The 20,211-nt window shown below is 63.0% G+C and carries 20 protein-coding genes; 7 read left to right on the top strand and 13 right to left on the bottom strand.

Annotated elements, in window-relative coordinates; genetic code table 11:
- Window positions 1-80: 80 nt before the first annotated feature.
- From VME63_RS07705 to VME63_RS07680, 6 genes are all read right to left on the bottom strand, one after another.
- Window positions 81-731 carry a glutathione S-transferase family protein gene (locus VME63_RS07705; protein WP_325431941.1) on the bottom strand — a complete coding sequence of 217 codons (651 nt, stop codon included), beginning with the start codon at window positions 729-731 and terminating at the stop codon, window positions 81-83.
- A gap of 153 nt (window positions 732-884) precedes the next feature.
- Window positions 885-1,640 (bottom strand): tetratricopeptide repeat protein, encoded by a 756-nt coding sequence (locus tag VME63_RS07700; RefSeq protein ID WP_325431940.1) that lies wholly within the window; start codon window positions 1,638-1,640, stop codon window positions 885-887.
- Between the two features lie 178 nt (window positions 1,641-1,818).
- Window positions 1,819-2,382 carry a hypothetical protein gene (locus VME63_RS07695; protein WP_325431939.1) on the bottom strand — a complete coding sequence of 188 codons (564 nt, stop codon included), beginning with the start codon at window positions 2,380-2,382 and terminating at the stop codon, window positions 1,819-1,821.
- Between the two features lie 432 nt (window positions 2,383-2,814).
- Window positions 2,815-3,504, bottom strand: coding sequence for a dihydrofolate reductase family protein (locus VME63_RS07690; RefSeq protein ID WP_325431937.1), 690 nt, complete (start codon window positions 3,502-3,504; stop codon window positions 2,815-2,817).
- Between the two features lie 63 nt (window positions 3,505-3,567).
- Entirely contained in the window at window positions 3,568-3,999 is a 432-nt protein-coding gene (locus VME63_RS07685) for a VOC family protein (RefSeq protein ID WP_325431987.1), read from the bottom strand.
- A gap of 573 nt (window positions 4,000-4,572) precedes the next feature.
- The gene (locus VME63_RS07680; protein ID WP_325431936.1) at window positions 4,573-5,139 is read right to left on the bottom strand and encodes a hypothetical protein; all 567 of its coding nucleotides are present in this window, start codon (window positions 5,137-5,139) and stop codon (window positions 4,573-4,575) included.
- A 532-nt stretch (window positions 5,140-5,671) separates the two neighbouring features.
- On the opposite strand from VME63_RS07680, the gene VME63_RS07675 reads away from it, so the two are divergent.
- The 5 genes from VME63_RS07675 to VME63_RS07655 all read left to right on the top strand — a co-directional run bounded on the left by VME63_RS07675 (window position 5,672) and on the right by VME63_RS07655 (window position 9,449).
- Window positions 5,672-6,364 carry a type 1 glutamine amidotransferase domain-containing protein gene (locus tag VME63_RS07675; RefSeq protein ID WP_325431934.1) on the top strand — a complete coding sequence of 231 codons (693 nt, stop codon included), beginning with the start codon at window positions 5,672-5,674 and terminating at the stop codon, window positions 6,362-6,364.
- Between the two features lie 259 nt (window positions 6,365-6,623).
- Complete coding sequence (locus VME63_RS07670) at window positions 6,624-8,129, top strand: serine hydrolase domain-containing protein (protein ID WP_325431932.1); 1,506 nt, start codon at window positions 6,624-6,626, stop codon at window positions 8,127-8,129.
- 60 nt (window positions 8,130-8,189) lie between these two features.
- Entirely contained in the window at window positions 8,190-8,564 is a 375-nt protein-coding gene (locus VME63_RS07665; protein ID WP_325431930.1) for a DUF6249 domain-containing protein, read from the top strand.
- Window positions 8,557-9,132, top strand: a complete 576-nt coding sequence (locus VME63_RS07660) for a sigma-70 family RNA polymerase sigma factor (protein WP_325431928.1) — start codon at window positions 8,557-8,559, stop codon at window positions 9,130-9,132. The genes VME63_RS07665 and VME63_RS07660 overlap by 8 nt, the downstream gene beginning before the upstream one ends.
- Window positions 9,129-9,449, top strand: coding sequence for a hypothetical protein (locus VME63_RS07655; protein ID WP_325431926.1), 321 nt, complete (start codon window positions 9,129-9,131; stop codon window positions 9,447-9,449). Before VME63_RS07660 ends, VME63_RS07655 begins: the two co-directional genes overlap by 4 nt.
- Window positions 9,450-9,489: 40 nt before the next feature.
- On the opposite strand, the gene VME63_RS07650 is transcribed toward VME63_RS07655, so the two are convergent.
- From VME63_RS07650 to VME63_RS07640, 3 genes are read right to left on the bottom strand one after another with little or no spacing between them, the layout of a single operon-like run.
- Window positions 9,490-9,825, bottom strand: a complete 336-nt coding sequence (locus VME63_RS07650; protein WP_325431924.1) for a hypothetical protein — start codon at window positions 9,823-9,825, stop codon at window positions 9,490-9,492.
- Window positions 9,826-9,861: 36 nt separating this feature from the next.
- The gene (locus VME63_RS07645; RefSeq protein WP_325431922.1) at window positions 9,862-10,149 is read right to left on the bottom strand and encodes a hypothetical protein; all 288 of its coding nucleotides are present in this window, start codon (window positions 10,147-10,149) and stop codon (window positions 9,862-9,864) included.
- The gene (locus VME63_RS07640; RefSeq protein WP_325431985.1) at window positions 10,146-11,039 is read right to left on the bottom strand and encodes a LysR family transcriptional regulator; all 894 of its coding nucleotides are present in this window, start codon (window positions 11,037-11,039) and stop codon (window positions 10,146-10,148) included. Before VME63_RS07640 ends, VME63_RS07645 begins: the two co-directional genes overlap by 4 nt.
- A gap of 116 nt (window positions 11,040-11,155) precedes the next feature.
- Between VME63_RS07640 and VME63_RS07635 the strand changes: the two genes are divergently transcribed.
- Window positions 11,156-12,052: an aldo/keto reductase family oxidoreductase gene (locus VME63_RS07635; protein ID WP_325431920.1), complete on the top strand. Its 897-nt coding sequence runs from the start codon at window positions 11,156-11,158 to the stop codon at window positions 12,050-12,052.
- Window positions 12,053-12,218: 166 nt separating this feature from the next.
- On the opposite strand, the gene VME63_RS07630 is transcribed toward VME63_RS07635, so the two are convergent.
- Window positions 12,219-12,377, bottom strand: coding sequence for a glycosyl transferase family 39 (locus VME63_RS07630; RefSeq protein ID WP_325431918.1), 159 nt, complete (start codon window positions 12,375-12,377; stop codon window positions 12,219-12,221).
- A 219-nt stretch (window positions 12,378-12,596) separates the two neighbouring features.
- Window positions 12,597-12,902 carry a DUF1161 domain-containing protein gene (locus tag VME63_RS07625; RefSeq protein WP_325431916.1) on the bottom strand — a complete coding sequence of 102 codons (306 nt, stop codon included), beginning with the start codon at window positions 12,900-12,902 and terminating at the stop codon, window positions 12,597-12,599.
- A gap of 494 nt (window positions 12,903-13,396) precedes the next feature.
- Between VME63_RS07625 and VME63_RS07620 the strand changes: the two genes are divergently transcribed.
- On the top strand, window positions 13,397-16,447 hold the full coding sequence (locus VME63_RS07620; protein ID WP_325431914.1) for a diguanylate cyclase: 3,051 nt from the start codon (window positions 13,397-13,399) through the stop codon (window positions 16,445-16,447).
- 94 nt (window positions 16,448-16,541) lie between these two features.
- On the opposite strand, the gene VME63_RS07615 is transcribed toward VME63_RS07620, so the two are convergent.
- A complete protein-coding gene (locus tag VME63_RS07615) occupies window positions 16,542-18,557 on the bottom strand; it encodes an SPFH domain-containing protein (protein ID WP_325431912.1) in 2,016 nt (671 codons plus the stop codon).
- Between the two features lie 654 nt (window positions 18,558-19,211).
- The coding region (gene ahpF, locus VME63_RS07610) for an alkyl hydroperoxide reductase subunit F (protein ID WP_325431910.1) at window positions 19,212-20,211 on the bottom strand (1,000 nt) is incomplete at its 5' end.

Below are 20,211 nucleotides of genomic sequence, written 5' to 3'. Positions count from 1 at the left end.
CGCCGCCGATGAACGCTTCCCGCTTTCCAGGCCGGCAACGCAAGCCGCATCCTCTTCGCCATCGCCATTGCCGATCCAGGCTACTGCAGCCCGGTGCGCGCCTTCGCAAGCCATGCCTTCCTGGATTGACAGGTTTCCATGGCGCGTTTGTAGCCGTCGCGTGCACTGGTCCGGGCCAGGTAGGATTGCTCGGCCTCACCGAGCGCGACGCCGCCACTTGCCTGGGCCAACTCCAGCGCGTAGGTCACCGAAATATCGGCGGCGGTAAACGCCTCCCCGGCCAGGTAGGGCGTGTGTGCAAGTTGCCGCGTCACCAGGCTCAACCGGCTCTCGAAAACGCTTAGCGCCTGGCCGGCGCTCCAGTTCTGCCGCTCCGCTTCCGGCGCGAAATGGCGCGCGCCGACGACAAAGTAGATGGACGCCGCCAGGCCCGCTTCACCCAAATGAAGAAACTGCTGGTAAGCGGGAAAGGCCCCATCGCGGGGATCGGGCGCGAGCGGCGTCGGCCCGTAGCGGGCCATCAGATACTCCATGATCGCAATGGACTCGACCATCGTGACATCGCCATCCCGGATCGCCGGAATGAATCGGGCAGGATTGATCGCCAGGAACTCCGCATCCTTCTCCACGCCAGCCAGAAGGTCCACTGGCCGCAATCGGTACGCAAGCTCCATCTCTTCCAGCAACCAGACGACCCTGAAGCCCCTTCCTTCGCCAAAGACGGTGATCATCGTTCGCAACCCTTCTGAAATGGGGCCTTATCGACCCGGCGCAGGAACGACGAATGGCAGTTTCCTATATCGACATGGCCGACAGGCTGCCGCAGGCGGAAATCATTCGGGTCAGGCGCACTGCGTTCCTCTGCGCTCAAAGGCGCGCCACGATCACTTGGCGGCCTTCACCTGCAATCCCCATACATAACCCAACTCCCTGATCGACACTTCATCTCCCGGCTTGATGCGCAGGCAGTCGTTGTATTTCTGCGCGGCCTCATCGAGCTTGTGAAGTTCGACCAGCACATAGCCCTGCCCGCGCAGGGCATGACAGCGGAGCGCTATTTTTTGTTCGGGCGGCGCGAATTCGGCGGCGGCATCGGCGCTCTGGAAGGCTTCCAGCGCGCTCGGCCAGTTCTTTTCATTTTCGTAAACATTGCCAAGTTCGGAGAGAAATTGGGAATTGAATGGCGACAGCAGCAGCGCTTGTTTAAGACTTGCTTCGGAATGCGCCATATCGCCCATGGAGCCATAGGCATAGCCGCTGAGGTAATACGCCATGGCCCAAGTGGGCTTACTCAACACTTGGGCACTTTGTTGATGCTTGCTTGAGGCCATACCCATATAGAGCAAGGCTTCGGTCATGGATTGGGCGCAATAGATCCGCATCTTGCTATGCGCGTACGCCGTCTCGTACGTGTGAATGATCTGCGCAAGCGGGCCATGGATGGCATCGGCGTTCTTGCCCGCCCTGATCTGGGTCATGGCTTGCTGCAGGAGCTGTTCCTGCGCGGCATCGTCAACGGGCGAGCGAGCCGACGCCGCGGGCGCAGGCGCAGGCGCGTTGGACTCGGTCTGCGGATGGGCCGCCGCACCCCATCCCAACGCTAATAAAGCAAACCCCATCCGCAAGCATGCAGACGCCATGACACCCCCCGGTCGAATGGCCTAATTGTTTAAAAAGCCTAGCCCCTCACCGATAAACGGCGCAAGTTACGCGACGACGCGCGCACGCCTTGCCCAGACGCTGGTTTGAGCAAGGCGCGTGACGGTCGGCAAACCCGTTGAACCTGATGCGCTTAACACCAAGGCCGATGCGCACATCTTAGTGCGAGTGCCCACCGCCTGAGCGGCCGCCGTTCCCGGCCGTGGTATTGACCGCGCTGAACACCGCACCGCTCGCGAACTCGGGGGTGAATCCGTTGGAAGAAGGGTAGCTCGACAGAATGTCCGGACTGGCCAGTGCCAGCTGACCGATGCTGTCGCGCGACCAATACCATCGACCAAGCGGCAATGGGGTGGCCGAGACGTAAACGAAATGGGCGTTATAGTCGCCCGTGCTTCGCGAATCCACTTGCAAGGCCAGATTGATGACGAACTGGGTCGACACCGGCTTGCCAGCCTTGTCGGTAGCAGGGGTATGAATCATTTCGTTCAAGTTTTCACGCAGCAAGCGCGTAAGGTCGGGTGAGAGCCGATAGGCGGGCAAGATATCGGTAATCTTGCCTTGCGCATTCACCCTTACCAGCACCGGCTCGATGCTGCGGTTATTCGTAAAGCCAAGCGTTGTCGGCCCGCCGGCAACGGCACTCGTACTGCTCAGTAATGCGACGATCAGTGCGGAGAAAAGTCCAGTTCGCATGTCCGGCTCCTTGTGACGGTTGGCCACTTCACTTCCTACGCCGGGCGCATTATCCAGTCAACAAGCCACATCGACGGCGCCCCGCCTTCTCGGTCATGTGCTAACCAAATCATTACAAATCGGCGCGTTGTCGATAACGAAGCTTTTACGAACCGAGCGCAATGCCGGACGTAGCCACCGCCGCATCATGCGGCGCATTGAGGGCCGCTTTCGCCGGCGCTCACGCAAACCAGGCTCGAAAATCAGTTTGCCGATGAAGCGAGGCGTTGCCTGGACCGGAACGGCATCTCAGCATTGAGCCCGCCCGCCCCGAATCAATGACTACGCGCCGCACCGTGGGTTTAGTGGGCTGGCCGTATACATGAAGTGGGAGACAGCACAGAAATCCCGCCACAAACCACAGGTGGCTAAACCTAAATCCATTTCGCCTTACCAGCGTCGATTTCGGAAGCCACGCCGTCACGCCCTCCGCCGCAAAAACATATGCGTTGCGCGCTCACCGGCAATCACTTGGTCACATCGGTAACCGAGCGCGTGCATATCGATGCCTTGGAACAGATGTTCACCGCTGCCAAGCAGCACAGGACGCACGGCCAGATGCATTTCATCGATGCGCGCCGCCCTTAGCAATTGCCGTACGGTGGCAGCGCCACCGCCAATACGCACATCCTTGCCATTGGCCGCCGCCATGGCTTTTTCCACCGCCGAATCGATGCCATCGGTGACGAAGTAAAATGCGGTGCCGCCCTTCATCACCAGGGGTTCGCGCGCATGATGGGTCAGCACGAATACCGGCACGTGATACGGAGGCTCATCGCCCCACCATCCTTTCCAGCTCTCATCCAGCCACGGGCCGCGCACAGGGCCAAACATGTTGCGGCCGATGATCCACGCGCCGATTTCGCTGAACCCTTGCTCGGCGATCTCATTGTCGACGCCGGCCTCGCCACCGTCATTGCCGTGCATCGACCTCCATGCACGCGTATGGAAAAACCATTCCATCAGTTCCGGACCACGCGTGCCGAGCGGACTCTCCAGACTCTGGTCCGGGCCGGCGGCATACCCGTCCAGCGATAGGGCGAAACTTCGCACGACAAGCTGGGACATAACTCCTCCATCGAACAAATCCATTGAGCCTTCGACGCGCAACCGGTCAACCCCGTTGCAGCGTTCATGCCTTGCGACGGGCGTGGCCCTTGCTAACGCGTTGTGCTAACGCTTGGGCTCCCACAGCTCAATCTTGTTTCCTTCCGGATCCTGGATCCAGGCGAAGCGGCCGTTCGGATCGCTGTCATCGCGCTTGAGAATGGTGACGCTCTTTGCTCGCAGCCGAACGAGCATGGCATCCATATCGTCAACAGCGTAGTTGATCATGAATGGGGCCGTGGACGGTGCAAAATAGCTCGTCGATGCGGGAAACGCATTCCAGGCAAGCACGGGAGGATGCTTGGGCGCATCGTAGCGGAGCGCGGCACCGCCCCAAGCTTCCACAGGCAATCCAAGGACATCGCGATACCACGCCGCAAGCGCCTTTGGATTCTTGGCCTTGAAAAAGACCCCACCCACGCCGGTGATGTGTCCGGCGGCGGGCACGGATGGAGCCGCCGCGGGCGTGGCTATGGGCGCAAGCCCCAGGCACAACACGAGAATCAATCTTGCTTGCATTGGCTTGCTCCCGGTTTTGAGGTTCGAATGCGACTTCCGATCCGTTACTAAAAGCGTCCACGTGGGGTTGCTAAAGCGGACCTGCCATCGATGCGCAAGAGACTAGCGTGCTTTGGCCGTACCCGGCTTCGTTGGGGGTTTTGCGTCGCCGGGCCTTGTCTCTTCGTCAAACAGAATCTGGGCTCGGTCGAGAAATGCTTGTATCTGCTTTTGCTCCGAACCACTCACTTCCCCATCGACTATCTGAAACTGAAGCTGTCCCTTGTTTACCTCCAACACACCTAATCCGCCTTTACCCATGACACTAATGCGTAAAGGGTAATTGGCCGCTGCGATCCGACAGTCATAACGCAGCGGCACGATAAATGCGCGGGCTCAGCTTTCCCGCTTACATCCACCCACATTGATTTGTCTCGCTACAGGCCCATGCAAAACCCGAATCTATCGCGCATGCCGAACAAAGGCCTTTGCGACAACGCTGGCACGTGCCTGCTACCGCTTGTTCGTGACGATTAAAGCACCGCATTGGCCTTCTCCCTTGAGACCACGCGTTCAACCGCGCGGCGGATCGTAGAAAACGACGACGTAATAGAACATTTCGCCTTGCACGCTATGGCCACTGAAACTGGCGAATACGAATTTGTCCGCGGGCTGCTTGAGCGGTGCCATCTGCGCCTTGCCGCCCGTCATCACCGTGGCGCCCGCGGCGACGCCGACGGCTTCGGGCGGAATCGGGCCGTCGGTGGATTGAACTTGGATGCCGGGCAATTCCATCTCGCCGAAGGTGTTTTTAAGCGCGGTATAGGCTTGTGCCCATTTGGCGGCCGCGGCCTTGATGTCCTGTCCTTCGTAGAGGTAGACGCCAATCCGGGCCAGCTTGCCGTCGCGGAAGAAGAACTGCACGTTCTCCTTGTGGCCGTTGAAAAGGCCCGCGTACGTTTCGAGGTCGCCGTTGCTGAAGCTTTGGTACGGACCGTAATCGGCGAATGATGCGACCTGCTCCTTCGTCATCTGGAAACGCCAGGGCGGCAGGCCGCCGGAGGGCGAATCCGCCCAAGCCTGTGCCGCGCCGAGCACGATGAACATCGCCATGCCGACAAGCGCACTGATTCGCTGCATACCTCTTCCCCTGTTCGATCTGGTCGTCCGTTGGCGGCCGTCGATCTTCGATGGATGGTATCAGCCTTTTGCAACACGGGCCTGTGGCATAGCGGTGTTCCGTCCCACCGTGTTCGATGCAAGGCGATCGTTGGTTTGACGGTACGCGTGCATGCCCGCTTGCGGCTGCGAATGCTAACGGACTCTTCGCACTCGCGTAACGCCTTCCATCGCATAACTCGATGTTGCCCGTCCCTGATGATGCCTCTGCGGTATTTATCCGACGCCGGAGGATGCGCAGGATCGGCGCGGTGGAGTATGAGCGGTAACGCCGGAAGCGAACAGGTTTGTCCGGGCTTCATCGGATATGGCGCCGCGCGCTTTCCGAGGCGAGCCCCAAGAAGGAGCTGTCGACGACACCGATGCATGGAGCGTGATGCGTGCTGGTAGAAGCGGGCGCGCTGGCCGGCTTGCGGCGGCGTTGTCGTTGCTTTCCCAGGCACGTGCACATGCGGCATTGATGATTTCCAGAATCTGTATCAGGAGAACCCACGTGAAAATTCTTATGGTTTTGACCTCTCACGACACCCTTGGCAACACCGGCAGGAAGACCGGGTTTTGGCTGGAGGAATTTGCCGCGCCTTATTACGTTTTCACCGATGCCGGCGCGCAGGTGACCGTGGTTTCGCCCAAGGGCGGACAACCGCCGATCGATCCCAAGAGCGACGATCCGGCCAACCAGACACCGGCGCAAATTCGCTTCAAGGCCGACAAGAAGGCACAAGATGTGCTCGCCAACACGCGCAAGCTTGACAGCGTGGCGGCGAAGGATTTCGATTCCGTGTTCTATCCCGGCGGCCACGGACCATTGTGGGATCTGGCGGAAAATCCGCTGTCGATCAAGCTTATCGAGGACTTCTACACCAGCGGCAAGCCGGTCGCGGCCGTGTGTCATGCACCGGGCGTGCTGCGCCATGTGAAGCACAAGGGCGAACCGCTGGTGAAAGGCAAGCGCGTCTCGGGCTTCACCAATACCGAAGAGGAAGCGGTTGGGTTGACCAAGGTGGTGCCGTTCCTGGTTGAGGATGAACTGCGCCGGCTCGGCGGCCTGTTCGAGAAAGTCGCCGACTGGCAGCCTTTCACCGTAACCGATAGCCGTCTCATTACCGGACAGAATCCGGCCTCGTCGGAAGTTACGGCCAAGGCGCTGTTGCACCTGATCGGTTCGGCCAAGGCGGCCGCCTGAATACCGGCGCGGCCTGCGCGTGAAGCGCTAGCGCGATGGGGTTGCGCATGGACGCGGGTCCGCGCCGCGGCGTGTGCCGCGGCGTGGATTTTTTTGCAAACGGCAAACGCTTCGCCGGTGCACGCCGCTGAAACCCCGCTTTGAATCCATTTGGACGCATCGACGCATCCAAGCCTCCAAGACCGTGACAACCACGGTGCAAACCAACGCGCCGCCGCGCCACCGCGCGCACGGCCTGGACAAGGACAGGGGGCACCTCATGAACGATCGCAAATCCATCGTCGTACCCGCCATCCGCGCAGGCGCGGCCGCGCTGCTGCTGGCGCTCGCCGTTTTGCCGGTTGGCGCAGGCGCGGCCACGGTCACCACCTTGCCCGCTTCGCCGGTGGGCAGGCTCGGCGGCCAGATGATCCGGCACATCAATGCCGACGATCCCGCACAGATCCGGCAATGGGCATCCGGCGTGCTTGCGGCGTCGATCGCCGAGGACGACAAGCAAGCCTTTATCACCGACATGATCTCGGCCGTGCAGGACAGCGGCGGCGTGGATATCTTCGACGTGCAGACCGATCCGCAACATCCCGGACCGCTGCAAATCGTGCTCAAGGCGCGTCGTGGCGGCAGGCTTGGCCTTTTCGTGCTGGCCGCCGATCAGGCGCAGCCGGGCAAGCTGGCGCAGGCCGCGGCCTATCCCATGGACGACCCCGGACTGTACGCGGCGCTGCCCAGGGTCGCCGTGTCGCGCGCGCAGATGGCGCAGGCGATCGGCGCCACGCTCGATCGCCTGGTGAAAGCCGATGACTTCGCCGGCTGCGTGACGGTAATCGAACACGACACCACCGTATTGGACGCATGCCGCGGCGTGGCCGAACGCAACTTCGGCGCACGCATCGACCACAACACGAAATTTCACATCGGCTCGATGGACAAGATGTTCACCGCCGTGGCCATCGCCCAGCTCGCCGAGGCGGGCAAACTGTCGTGGAGCGATACCCTGGCCAAGTGGGTGCCCGAGTATCCCGACCAGCGGACGGCACGCAAGATCACCCTCTGGCAGTTGCTGCACCACACGGCGGGCCTGGGCGATTTCCTGGTGCCGGAGTATTTCCAGCACAGCAAGAGCTACCTCGATCCGGTGGATTACCTTGGCCTGATCGCGCGCCAGCCGCTTGCCGGCGCACCGGGCAAGCAGTGGAGCTACAGCAACGCCGGCTACATGCTGCTCGGCCGGGTGATCGAGAACGTGTCGCACGAGCGTTACTTCGACTACGTACAGCGCCACGTGTTCGCCCCGGCGGGCATGACCGCCACGGGCTTCGACCGGCTGGACGAGGTTACGCCCGATCTGGCGGTAGGCTATTTCCACGATGGCGTGTTTGCGCGCAACTGGAAGCCCGACTGGATGGAACTGGGTGTCGAGGGTGGCCCGGCCGGCGGCGGCTATTCGACGAATACCGACCTGCTGCGCTTCGCCAGCGCACTGCGTGCAGGCAAGCTGGTGCGGCCGGCTACCCTTGAGAAAATTTTCAGCGATGAAGTACCCGCCGGCCCCGGAGGCGACGCGGCGGGATTCGGGGATCGGCTCTCGCACAACCGGCACATCCGCGGCCACAGCGGCGGCATCGAGGGCACCACCGCGGACCTGCAGATGGTTTGGGAAACCGGCGCCACGGTAGCGCTGACCAGCAACGAAGGACCGTCACAGACATGGCTGCTGGCCGAGTACATTGCCGACCTGCTCGCCGCCGAAAACCAGAAACCTTAAATAGCCGCCGCCGCGCTGACCTCCTCGTTCACTATCCATCCCATTCAATGGAGCAAGATCATGGATCTTACGTACATGCTGATTCCCTTCTTTGTCATGGCCGCGCCCGTGGCGATCGTGCTGATCGTGCTGGGCTATCGCCATCGACAGACACAAGCGCGCTATCGCATGCTGCTGGAGCTGGCGGACAAGGGCGTGGAGTTGCCGATGCAACTGCTGACCGAACCGCATGTGGTGTATTCCGAACGGCGTCGCGCGCTGGTGCTGATCGGCGGCGGCCTCGGGCTGATGCTGATGATGCTGGCATTGCCGGGCGCTTTCGACGGGGGCTTGAGCGTGCACAGCCTGTGGGGCCTGGGCCTGTTGCCGTTGATGATCGGCCTTGGCTATCTTGCCAGCTGGTGGTTGAACCGGCGTGGAGACCTGCGTGGCTGATAGCGCCGCCGGGGCGCGCATCGACAGCGCCCTGATCGCTCGCGTGCTGGCGGGCAACGACTCGCGCGCGTTCGAGCAACTGGTGCGGCGCCATCAGGGCATGGTGCGCGCCCAGCTGCGCCGCTTGCTGCACGGCGACGAGGCGGCGGCCGATGATCTGGCGCAGGAAACGTTCCTGCTGGCATGGCGCAAGCTGGATCAATTTCGCGGCGAGGCGCGCTTCTCCACCTGGATTTATCGCATCGCCTATGCGTGCTTTCTTCAGGCGTACCGGCGAAAATCGTGGAACCCACGCGAGGCCGGCGAAAGCGAGATCGAGCAGCTTCCGGCTCCGGGCGATTCGATGGACCTGCGACTGGATCTCGCGCGCGCGATGCAGCGCTTGTCGCAGGCCGAACAGACCGTGCTGCTGCACTGCGTGCAACTGGGCCTCAGTCACGAAGAAACAGCGTATGTGCTGGATATGCCGCTGGGCACGGTTAAAAGCCATGCCACGCGCGGCAAACAGAAACTCAAAACCTGGCTGACCGCCTGGCAAGAAGTTGACGGCAAGAGGCAAACATTATGAGTGCGCCCCGCGAAGACGACATCGACGCATTGCTGCGGCGATCCCTGGATGCCATTCCCGACGCCGGTTTCAGCGATCGCCTGATGCAGCGGCTGCCGCCGCGACGCCGCGCATCGGCGTGGCCGCTGGCGATCGGCCTGGCACTGGGCGCACTTACCTGCTGCATCAGCCTCTTCGCCACCGCGTTATGGCGCACCGGCTGGTATGACTGGCTGCATGGCAAGCTATCGGCGTGCGCGGTCGTCATGCTGCTGGCCATGATGGGTATGTCGCTGCTGGCGCTGGGCTGGACGCTGGCGGAAGCGGAGGATCATTGAGCGATGCGCGCTCGGCACCTGCACGGTCGCCGTCGCGCCATCAACGCTGCGGCGCTTGCTTGCGCTTTCGCAATAGCAGCCTTCCCGCCATGCCCACCACCATCACCGCGGCAAACGCACCATAACCGTACAAAGCCGGCATCACCTGCTTCCAGATGCCGCCGCTTTCCCGCCCGAAGTTGCCCACGCTTTGTATCGCGATGTCGTCATAGGCCACCAGCGCACATCCATAGGCGGCGGCCAGGGCAATAAAAATCGTGGCCAGGTCACAGGCCTTATGTATCCAGGCAACGCGCGATTTCCGCAGTGCCGCCCAATACACCCAGGCCAGCACGATCAGCCAGGGACCGAGCAGCAGCAGCGACAGGTAACGCATAGGGCGAGGGCCTCGTTGGACGATGCATGATGGCCCCTAGGCGGGGCCCGGATCATAGGCGCTGCGGCGTATTTTTTCGCGCATCGTGTTTTCAGTCTTGGCCAGATCCAGCTGCGACGCCTGCGCCTGCTCCGACACACAGGCGCTCATGCCGGCGTGATCCCGACCTTGCCAGCAGGCATTGATGATCGATTGCATAGCGCGGGCCCCGAACGCGGAGCCGGCCCACGACAGCAGCGCAAGAGCCAGCAGGATGCGCATGGGTTTCCTTTCAATGCTGGATGGAAGACCGCCGCGAAACGCCTTGAGCCGAATGTAAATCATAGGATTGCCTGCGCTCGATCGGCTTTGACGTAATCGACGAATGCACGCAGCGGCGCCGGCATCAGGCGACGGCCGGGAAAATAAAGATACGGCCCGCTGAAACGCGGCCACCACGCTTGGAGGACGGGCTCCAGTTCGCCGCGCTCGAAATACGGACGTAGCCAGTCCTCGAACAGATAAACCACGCCGGCACCGGCCACGGCGGCGTCGACGGCCAGATCGGTGCCGCCGCCGGCGCGCACGATCAACGGGCCGGACGGTTGCAGCGTAAGCGCCTCCTCGTCACGTTGAAATTCCCACGCATAGATCGTTCCACTGTTGAAGCGGCCACGGATGCAGGCGTGCGACAACAGGTCGCGCGGATGTTCCGGCCGGCCACGACGCTTGAGGTAGGCAGGCGCGGCGCCGGCCGCGAAGCGTTGCACCCGTGGCCCGATCGGCACCGCGATCATGTCCTGCTCCAGCCGTTCTTCGTAGCGAATGCCCGCGTCGCATCCGGAGGCCAGCACGTCGACGAAACTTTCCTCGGTAACGATTTCCACTTCCACGTCAGGATAGGCAGCGAGGAAGCCGGGCAGGATCGCCGGCAATACCAGGCGCGCCGCGCTTACCGGCACATTGAGCCGCAGGCTGCCGATCGGCGTGTCGCGCGCGGTATTGATCACATCGAGCGCCGATGCCACCTCCGCCAGCGCCGGCGCCAGTCGATCGAGCAGACGCCGGCCGGCTTCGGTGGGCACCACGCTACGCGTCGTGCGATTGAGCAGGCGCACGCCCAACTGCGCTTCCAGCCGGCGCACCGCTTCGCTCAATCCCGAAGGACTCATCTGGCCGGCGCGCGCGGCGTCGCGAAAGCCGCCGGCCTTGGCTACGGACATGAAAGCGTTCAAATCACCCAGATCGACGTTCATTGTTCGATATTTTGCACGGGTCGTGCGGATTGTGCGCCTTTATCGGGCACCCGCTCAACGCCTACGCTGGACGCCTGCACATGAGGAGTTCGACGATGTCCCTTACCCGTAAATCCGATGCATTCACCTTGGGCGACCGCCACGTAAACCGTCTGGGTTACGGCGCCATGCAGCTTGCCGGACCAGGTGTATTCGGTCCGCCAAAAGATCATGCCACCGCGTTGGCCGTGGTGCGCGCGGCGCTGGAGGCCGGCGTCAACCACATCGACACCAGCGATTTTTATGGCCCACACCTCGTCAATCGCTTGATCCGCCAGGCACTGGCGCCGTACCCACAGGACCTGGTGATCGTCACCAAGATCGGTGCGCGGCGCGGCGCGGACAAATCGTGGATCCCGGCATTTTCGCGCGAGGAACTGACGCATGCCGTGCACGACAACCTGCGCAACCTCGGGCTTGACGTGCTTGAGGTGGTCAACCTGCGCATCATGTTCAATGCACACGAAGCGGCGGAAGGATCGATCGAAGAACCGCTCACCGTGCTCGCCGACCTGCAGCGGCAGGGGCTGGTGCGGCATATCGGCCTGAGCAACGTCACGCCGGCGCAGGTGGCGCAAGGGCGGACGATCTGTCCGATCGTGTGCGTGCAGAATCATTACAACCTGGCGCACCGACGCGACGATGCATTGATCGACGAACTGGCGCGCGCCGGCATCGCCTACGTGCCGTACTTTCCGCTGGGTGGATTTACGCCGCTGCAATCCTCCACGCTGTCGGACATCGCCCAGCGCCTGGACGTCACGCCGATGCAAGTGGCCATTGCCTGGCTGCTGCACCGCGCGCCGAACGTACTGCTGATTCCCGGTACGTCATCGTTGGCGCATCTGGGCGAAAATCTTGCCGCGGCCCAACTGGAGCTGCCTGACGATGCCATGGCCGCGCTCGACGCGATGGCATCGAGCCATGCCGCGGCGGTCCCGCAGCACGCGTAACGTGTTTGCGCATACGGCACGCTTCGCCTTGCCCAGCGAGGCGAAGCGGCTATGGCAATACGAAGATCGTCAAACCCCCGTGGCACGGCGACAAAAATGTGCGACGTTGCCTTGCGGCAAACGCGCCCGATCGTTTCGGCGCGGTCCGCACGCCGGTGCCCATTCTTTAAATGGGCTGATGGCGCCGCTTGAACAAGCGAAACCAGAAGCTCAATTCAAGCAGTGCACCAGCGGCATAGAGCCCGATGGAGCCGTTGACCAGGCCAACGGCATCGCAGGCCACGGCGGCCAGCAGCAGCACGGCGAGCATAAGGTAGTGCTTCATGGGCTCATCCTTCTCAAGGTGGACCTTTGGCCATGCGGTCTTTTTCACGCTTTGGCGGCATGCAGCGATCATCACCGATTCAAGCACACTCTGGCGCGTAACGCGGCGTGATCTGCGATCGCCTCTTGGGAGGTTCTTCGGGTAGCGAAAATCGCCGACCGCGTAAGCCAAGAGATCGGGGCCATGGCAACGCAGGCATGGCCCCGATCGTGGTGCCGATCAACCGCCGCCGGACCCGGCGCTGCTGGATGCCGGCGCAGGCTTGGACGGGCCACCCGCCTCCTTGCCGCTGGCCGCAGCCTGGCCCCGTGTGTACACGATGGCCTTGTTGCCTTGGCACTGTCCCACCACCTTGCCGCCGTTCTTGTCGGCCTGGTCCGCGTCGACGACGTCGAGGGTGTAATGACTCACCCCGTTTGCCTTCAGCTTGGCATCGATGCTCGATTTCACGCTGTCGCACGAGGCGTGGGCCAGCAGCGGCAACGACATCAACGCCAGTACGGCAATACCCATCTGCACTTTCATGGCTTCTCCTTGTGGTTTTGCATCGCGATTGATGCGGTTGCGGGCTCCCCGCTCCCTGCACAAGGTACCTGTTTCCCGTGCGCCGCGCGTGATCTCCCGGCGGCCTGATCGATGGCACGCCCCAGGCCATCGCGATATACGCGGCGGTATGGATGCGCCGCGGCGCCGCGCACGCATCGCAAAGTCCTGCGCCGGGGCAGGCAAGACATCGTTATCAGGCCCGCAGCCGCTTGATCGGCAAGGCTTCTTGCAGACGCCAGAACGATGGGGCGTCGCACTGCCGCGGCGCTGTCGCCCAACGTCAGCCTGACGCCTGTTTCGCGCCCGCTGCCTGACCGCGCCAACGCTTGTCAGGCGGCGGCTGCCTGCCGCTATGATGGAGCCGTTCTGGCTAGCACGTGATGCAGTGACGCAAGCGTGAGGGCAAGGGGGTCGTAACTGAGGATTCGTATCGTGCCTGCTTACGGCGTTGCAGTATGGAGCGGTCCATCTGCATGATGCGCGGCTATACGCTTACCCAATGCCTGGTGCGGCTGATCTGGCTGCCGCTGTTGCTGGCCGTGCTGTTGCTTCCGTTCCACACGGCCATGGCGGGCGATCCATGGACGCCGTTCGACGTGCCCTGGTTCGACCGCCTGGGCGTGAACGAGGGCCTGCCCAATTCGACCGTCACCGCGATCGAACAGGATTCGCGCGACCTGATATGGATCGGCACGATGGGCGGACTGGTGCGCTATGACGGCTATCGCATGCAGGTGTTCGGCGACACGCCGGGCAGTCAGCCGTACTTGCCCGATGCCTACGTGCGCACGATGCTCGCGCTGCCCGACGGCAGCATGCTGATCGGCACCAATTCCGGCGGCCTGACCCGCTTCGAGCCGAAGGACAACCGCTTCCACAACTATCCCATCGGCGAGGGCGGTACCAGCGACCGCAAGATCTACGCGCTGGCGCGCGATGGCGACGCAGGCGTTTGGATTGCCACCGATCATGGCCTTGACCATCTGGACCTGCGCACCGATCGCATCGCTGCCCTCGGCACCGGCAACGCCGCGTCGCTGCGCGACTTCAGCGTGATGCAGGATCGCGCGGGCGATGTGTGGCTGGGCAGCAACAATGGCCTGTTCGTGCGCTATGCGCACAGCCAGGCCTTCGTGCGTCCGGTGCGCCCCAAGGGCAACGTCGATACGATCCTGGGCGACGGCATCTGGACGATCTACGAAGATCGCCAAGGCCGGGTGTGGGCCGGCAGCACGCAATCGGGCGCCTCCTACCGCGACCGCGCCGGCAAGTGGCACGAGGTGGAAGGCTTCAGCGGCTACCAGCCGTCGCAGGAACGCCGCTCCACCGTGCGCGATGTGCTGGAAATCGCGCCCGACACCATCTGGCTGGCCACCGACGGCAGCGGCGTGCTGGTCTACACGCCCAGCACCGGAAACCTGCGCCAGCTGGCACACGATACCGCCCTGCCCTCTTCGCTGCCCGGCGATTCGATTCGCGCCTTGACCCAGGACCGCGCCGGCAACGTTTGGGTGGCCAGCGATCTGGGCGTGGCGCGCACGCAGCCCTACGCGCGCTCGGCGTTCACCTTGCTGCCCTCTGCCACGCAGAACGACCATCAGCTTGCCAGCACCAACGTGCGCGGCATTTTCATCGACAGCAAGGAGCGCATCTGGCTAGGCATGAACGCCGGCAGGATCGACATGATCGACCTGCGCGAAGGACGCATCCGGCATCTGCAGCTGAGCGGAACGCAAACCCATCGCGACGTGCAGGCCTTCGCGGAAATGCCCGACGGTTCGCTATGGGTCGGCACGCAGGGCTTGGCGCGCATTTTGCCCGATACGTGCACGGTGCAGGATTCGGTCGTACCCGCGCTCGACCAGACGCCGGTGCTGCACATGCTGGCCGACGGACAGCAATTGCTGCTGGGCACCTATGATGGCGTGTACCGCTACGACACGCAGACGCACGCGCTGTCGCATTTCGTGCACAACACCAACGATCCGCAGAGCCTGGGCAGCGATACCGTGCGGCGCATCGAGCGCATCGGCCACGAAGTGTGGTATCTCACCGCGCACGGCATCAGCATCGCCGACAATACCGAGCAGTCCGATCACTTCACCAACCTGCTGAACCGGCCGGGCGATGCCAGCAGCCTGCCGAACAACCTGGTCAGCTCGGTCACCACCGACGCACAGGGCCGTTTATGGGTGGGTACGTACGGCGGCCTGGGCATGCTGGAGCCGCGCAAGGACGGCCAGCCTTATCGCTTCGACACCATCGGCGCCGAGCAGGGCCTGGACAACACCAACATCAATGCCGTGCAATCGGACGGCCAGAACAACCTGTGGGTCAGCCTGCCCAACGGCATCGCCAAGGTCGATGCCAAGACTCACCAGGTGCGCAGCCTCAGCAGCCGTGACGGCCTGCGCATCTCCAGCTACATCTACGCTTCGAGTGCGCGCACCGCCACCGGCGAACTGCTGTTCGGCGGACTGGGGGGACTCACGGTCATCCGCCCCACCTGGCAGCCGCCGCAACGCGCCGATGCGCCGCTCGCCGTGACCTATGCGGTGTTGAATGGCGTCGAGCTTCCGTTCGGCCAATTGCCGCGCGCCAATGACGTGCTGCAACTGAAACCGCACAATCGCAGCCTGCGCATCAACTTCGCCCTGCTCGACTATCAGCTGCCGTCGGACACCAGCTACAGCTATCGCATGGAAGGTTTTGACGACGACTGGATCGAGGTGCCGCGCGGCAGCCTGCCCACCGCCATCTATACCAACCTGCCGCACGGCAAGTACGTGCTGCACTTGCGTGCCACCACCCAAGGCCTGCAACCGCGCGTGGTTGAAACAACCCTGACGGTGGTGGCCGAACCCCGCTGGTACGAAACGCTGGCCGCCACCATCGGCGCGGCCGTGCTGGCGCTGGCAGTGCTGCTGGGCGTGGTGCAACTGCGCACGCTGTACCTGCGCCAGCAGGCCGCGCATCTGCAGCGCCAGATCGACATGCGCACGCAGGACCTGGTCAGCGCCAACGAACGCCTGAACGTACTGGCCAGCACCGACGAACTGACCGGCGTGTTCAATCGCCGGCGCCTGCTGGAAATGGCCGAAGGCGTGCGCCGCATCGCCGAGGACGGCAGCGCGTGCGTGGCGCTGATGGATCTGGATTACTTCAAACAGGTGAACGATACCTACGGGCATCTGGCCGGCGACCAGGTGATCCGCGTGGCCTGCCGCACCATCCTGCAGCACTGCCGCGATGGCGACGTGGTCGGACGCTACGGCGGCGAAGAGCTGCTGGTATGCCTGCCCAACAGCACGCTTGAGCATGGCATGGCCGTTGCCGAGCGTATTCGCGAAGCGCTGGCCGCCAACACCATCATCCACGACAACCACGCCATTCCCGTTACCGCCAGCATCGGCGTGGCGGCGTGGCGCGAAGGGGAAACGCTTTCGCAGTGGTTGCGGCGCGCGGACGATGCGCTTTACGAAGCCAAGCGCGCGGGACGCAATCGCTGCGAATCGGCGACATGATGTCCGCATGGATGCCGGATAGATCGGTCGGGGAAAAATAAAGCCGCGCCCCTGCGGGCGCGGCATTTTTACTTGGTGCAACCGCTCGGATTGCTTACGCGCGGTCGGTACGATCGGCCACGGGTGCTTTCGCCGCATCTTCCCATGCGGCCGGATCGAGCTTTTCGGCCATGAACGCATTGGCCAGTTGCGCCAGCGTGGAAAGCGCGTTGCCGCCATCGGCGCCCAATGCGATCTTCGGCACGATGGCGATCTGCCCTTCGCGCAAGGCATCGGCAAATTGCCGGCCCAGGTCGTTGATCAACTGCATGCGCGCGCCTTCGCCGGTCAACGCATCGGCCTTGGCACGGATCGCATTGGCCTCGGCCTTGCCCACCGATTCGGTCGCGGCCGCCTTGCCCTCGCCCACCGCGATCTGGCGCTTGCGCTCGGCCTCGGCATTGATGTTGATCACCTGCGCTTCCTTGGTCGCCGCCGCGATGGCGGCATCGCCTTCGTTGGTCTTGATCTTCACGTTGATCTCGGACTTGGTAAGGTCGGTCTGGATCTGCGTGCGTGCCTGCGCCTCGCGCAGCGTGCGCTCCTTCACCGCCGCCTGTTGCTGCTGGTCGTAGGTTTCCATCTGCTCCTTGGCCACCTGGCGATCGCGCAGCTGGTTGAGGATGGTGTCGATGCGCTGGCCGGAAGCGTCGCCGGTGTTGCCGTGCGGTGTGCCGATCAGCACTTCCTGCAGCTCCAGGTTGTAGGCGGCGAAACGGTCCTTCATATCCACGCCGGCTTTTTCCTGGATGGCCGAGCGCTCCTGCAGCAGTTCGATCAGGGTCTTGGTCTGCCCGGTGTTCTTGAAATAGGCCGACACCATCGGATCCAGTGTCTGGTCGACCAGGCGCTTGATGTCGCCGAACCGCTGCACCACCAGCGGTGCCTTGCGGTAGTCGATGTGGACCACCACCGACAGGGGCATCAGCGGCTCGAATGCATCCTTGGTGATCAGCGCGACCTCGGAAAGGTTTTCGTCGAATTTGTGCGCATTGGTGACCTCCTTGGACCACTTCAGGATGAAATTGGTGGTGGGCACCAGCTGGACCTTGCCCGCGTAGGTGTTGAACGCGTACTTGCCCGGCAACAGCGGCTCTTTCCATACGCCGCGGCAGCCGTTGTCGACCAGTTCGCCGTGCGAATAGCCTTCGCCGGAGCGGTCCGCGCCCGCCTTGCCGAAGTAGGAGACCACTACGCCGACGCTGCCGACCGGCACGATGGTTTTGCGGATGAACTCCACCGTGGCGAACAGGCGATTGATGAAGTACGTACCTTCCACCAGCACCTGATGCTGACGTCCGCGGCGTCCGCCCGCGCGCAGGAAGGCGTCGATGTTCTGGAAGTTGTTGTGGAAGCGCATTTTGTCGGCCGGGTCTTCGCCCACGCGCGGCGCGACGATTTCATCCGGTGCAAGCACCGGGCCGTCGTGGATGGTCACCACGCCGAGCACGTCGCCGGCATCCTCGTCGGGTCGGTCGGCGTTTTCTGCCTGCACGGTGGTGGAGGTCTTGCCGCCGATCACCACGGGTATGAAGCCGTTGCGTTCGCGCAATAACTGGCCCATGCGATCGACGGTGTCTTTTTCTTCGTCCGACAGCAGCAAGCCGTGCACGCGCGCGGCGGTGATGATGGCGAACTGCGCCACGTTGACCGCGTGTGTGCCTTCGCGCACGATCGCACGCTGCGGCCCTTTCTGACCGCCGGCCCTGAGAAAGGCCGACGCGTCTTCGATACCCGCATCGACGATCTCGCCCAGCGTCTGGCCGTCCACCAGCTCGCGCCCGTCGCGCGCGAATACGTAACCGATTTCGCCTTGCGGGATGGTCACCAGATCGACCTTGTGCACGCGGAACTGGAACGGAAAGAACAAGTGAATGCCACCGCGCATCACCTGCGGTTGATATCCCACTTCGCCGTCCAGGGCGATCAGGCCGCGAGTGAGCGATGGCGCACCCCATAGCCGCTCCACGATACCGACGCGGTCGTTGGGAATGTAGATGATGGCGCGGGAAGCGAAGATCAGCGCGACCAGCACGACAACGGTTGCTGCAATGGCGATGAGCATGATCATGTGTGTCTGTCCTTGATGATGAAAGGGAGCCTGGCGCCTGGCCAGGGCCGCAACGGAAGGAAACGATGGGTCAGTTCATGTCGGCGTCCGGATCCGAATCAGGGTGTGGAAAACCGCAGCCCTGGCGGTGGCCGGGGCCTGGGAGATGGTGTGCATGACGTGCGCGGGTAGGGCTTATCGACGCAACATGGCGTAGGCCTGGGTTACCGGCTGGTGCGCAAAAGGGATGGCTGGCATCGATTCGACCGTCGGCGCATGCGCGCCGGGTCGTTCACGTTGCACAGCCAGGGGACAGGTTAGGCGCGGCTAAATCGGACGCGCCCGCGTGACGGTCTTTCGCGGCGCACTGAACATGGCAGGACACTGAAAGATGCGGATCATATCGGCGGGTCTGTTGACCGGTGATGCGTGCATTGTACGCCGATTTTTTTGGACTACACGTGATGTTGTAACGCCTCGCGCCACGTGCTTTACGGATGGTGCAAAGCCGACAGCCGACAATGTCACAACATTGCATGACGCCGCGACACAGCAACGTTCCAGTGCGCTTTTGCGCATACAAAAAAGCGCGGCGTAATTTACACGCCACGCAGGATTTGAATGCCTTATGCGTTCGCTCCGCGCGTACGTCGCGCGGAACGAACAGTTTCTTGTTCAGGCCGCCACCGCTTCCTCGACCTCAACCGGCAGGCGGATCAGGTAATCGAACGCGCCGAGCGACGCCTTCGCACCCTCGCCCATCGCGATCACGATCTGCTTGTACGGCACCGTGGTGACGTCGCCCGCCGCGAACACGCCGGGCACCGACGTTTCGCCATGCGCACCGGTCTCGATCTCGCCGCGCGGCGAAAGCTTCACCGTGCCTTTCAACCATTCGGTGTTGGGCAACAGGCCAATCTGCACGAACACGCCTTCGAGCTCCAGTTGCCGTGGCTCGCCGCTGGTGCGGTCGGTGTAGGCAAGGCCGGTGACTTTCTTGTCGTCGCCAAGTACGGCGGTGGTCTGCGCATGCACGATCACTTCGACGTTGGCAAGGCTGCGCAGCTTGCGCTGCAGCACTTCGTCGGCACGCAGCTTGCCGTCGAACTCCAGCACGGTGACGTGTTGCACCAGGCCGGCCAGGTCGATCGCCGCTTCCACACCGGAGTTGCCGCCGCCGATCACCGCCACGCGCTTGCCCTTGAACAGCGGACCGTCGCAGTGCGGGCAGTACGTGACGCCTTTGTTGCGATAAGCTTGCTCGCCCGGTACATGCATATTGCGCCAACGTGCGCCGGGGGCAAGGACGACCGTCCTGGCCTTGAGCGTAGCGCCATTGGCCAGACGCACTTCGACCAGCTCGCCCGCTTGCCGCGCCGGGATCAATTGCTCGGCGCGCTGCAGATTCATCACGTCCACATCGTATTCGTGCACGTGCTGCTCTAGCGATGCGGCCAGCTGCGGGCCCTCCGTGTAAGGGACCGAAGTAAAGTTTTCGATCGCCATCGTATCCAGCACCTGGCCGCCGAAACGCTCGGCCGCTATACCGGTGCGGATGCCCTTGCGCGCAGCATAAATTGCCGCGGCGGCGCCAGCCGGTCCACCGCCCACCACCAGCACTTCGAATGGCGCCTTGGCGCTGAGTTTTTCCGCCTCGCGCTGCGCCGCGCCGCTG

The organism is Dyella sp. (assembly GCF_035503745.1).
GTDB lineage: Bacteria > Pseudomonadota > Gammaproteobacteria > Xanthomonadales > Rhodanobacteraceae > Dyella_B.
The sequence above is the reverse complement of the archived record's forward strand: the minus strand, read 5'-3'. Positions and strand labels throughout refer to the sequence as shown.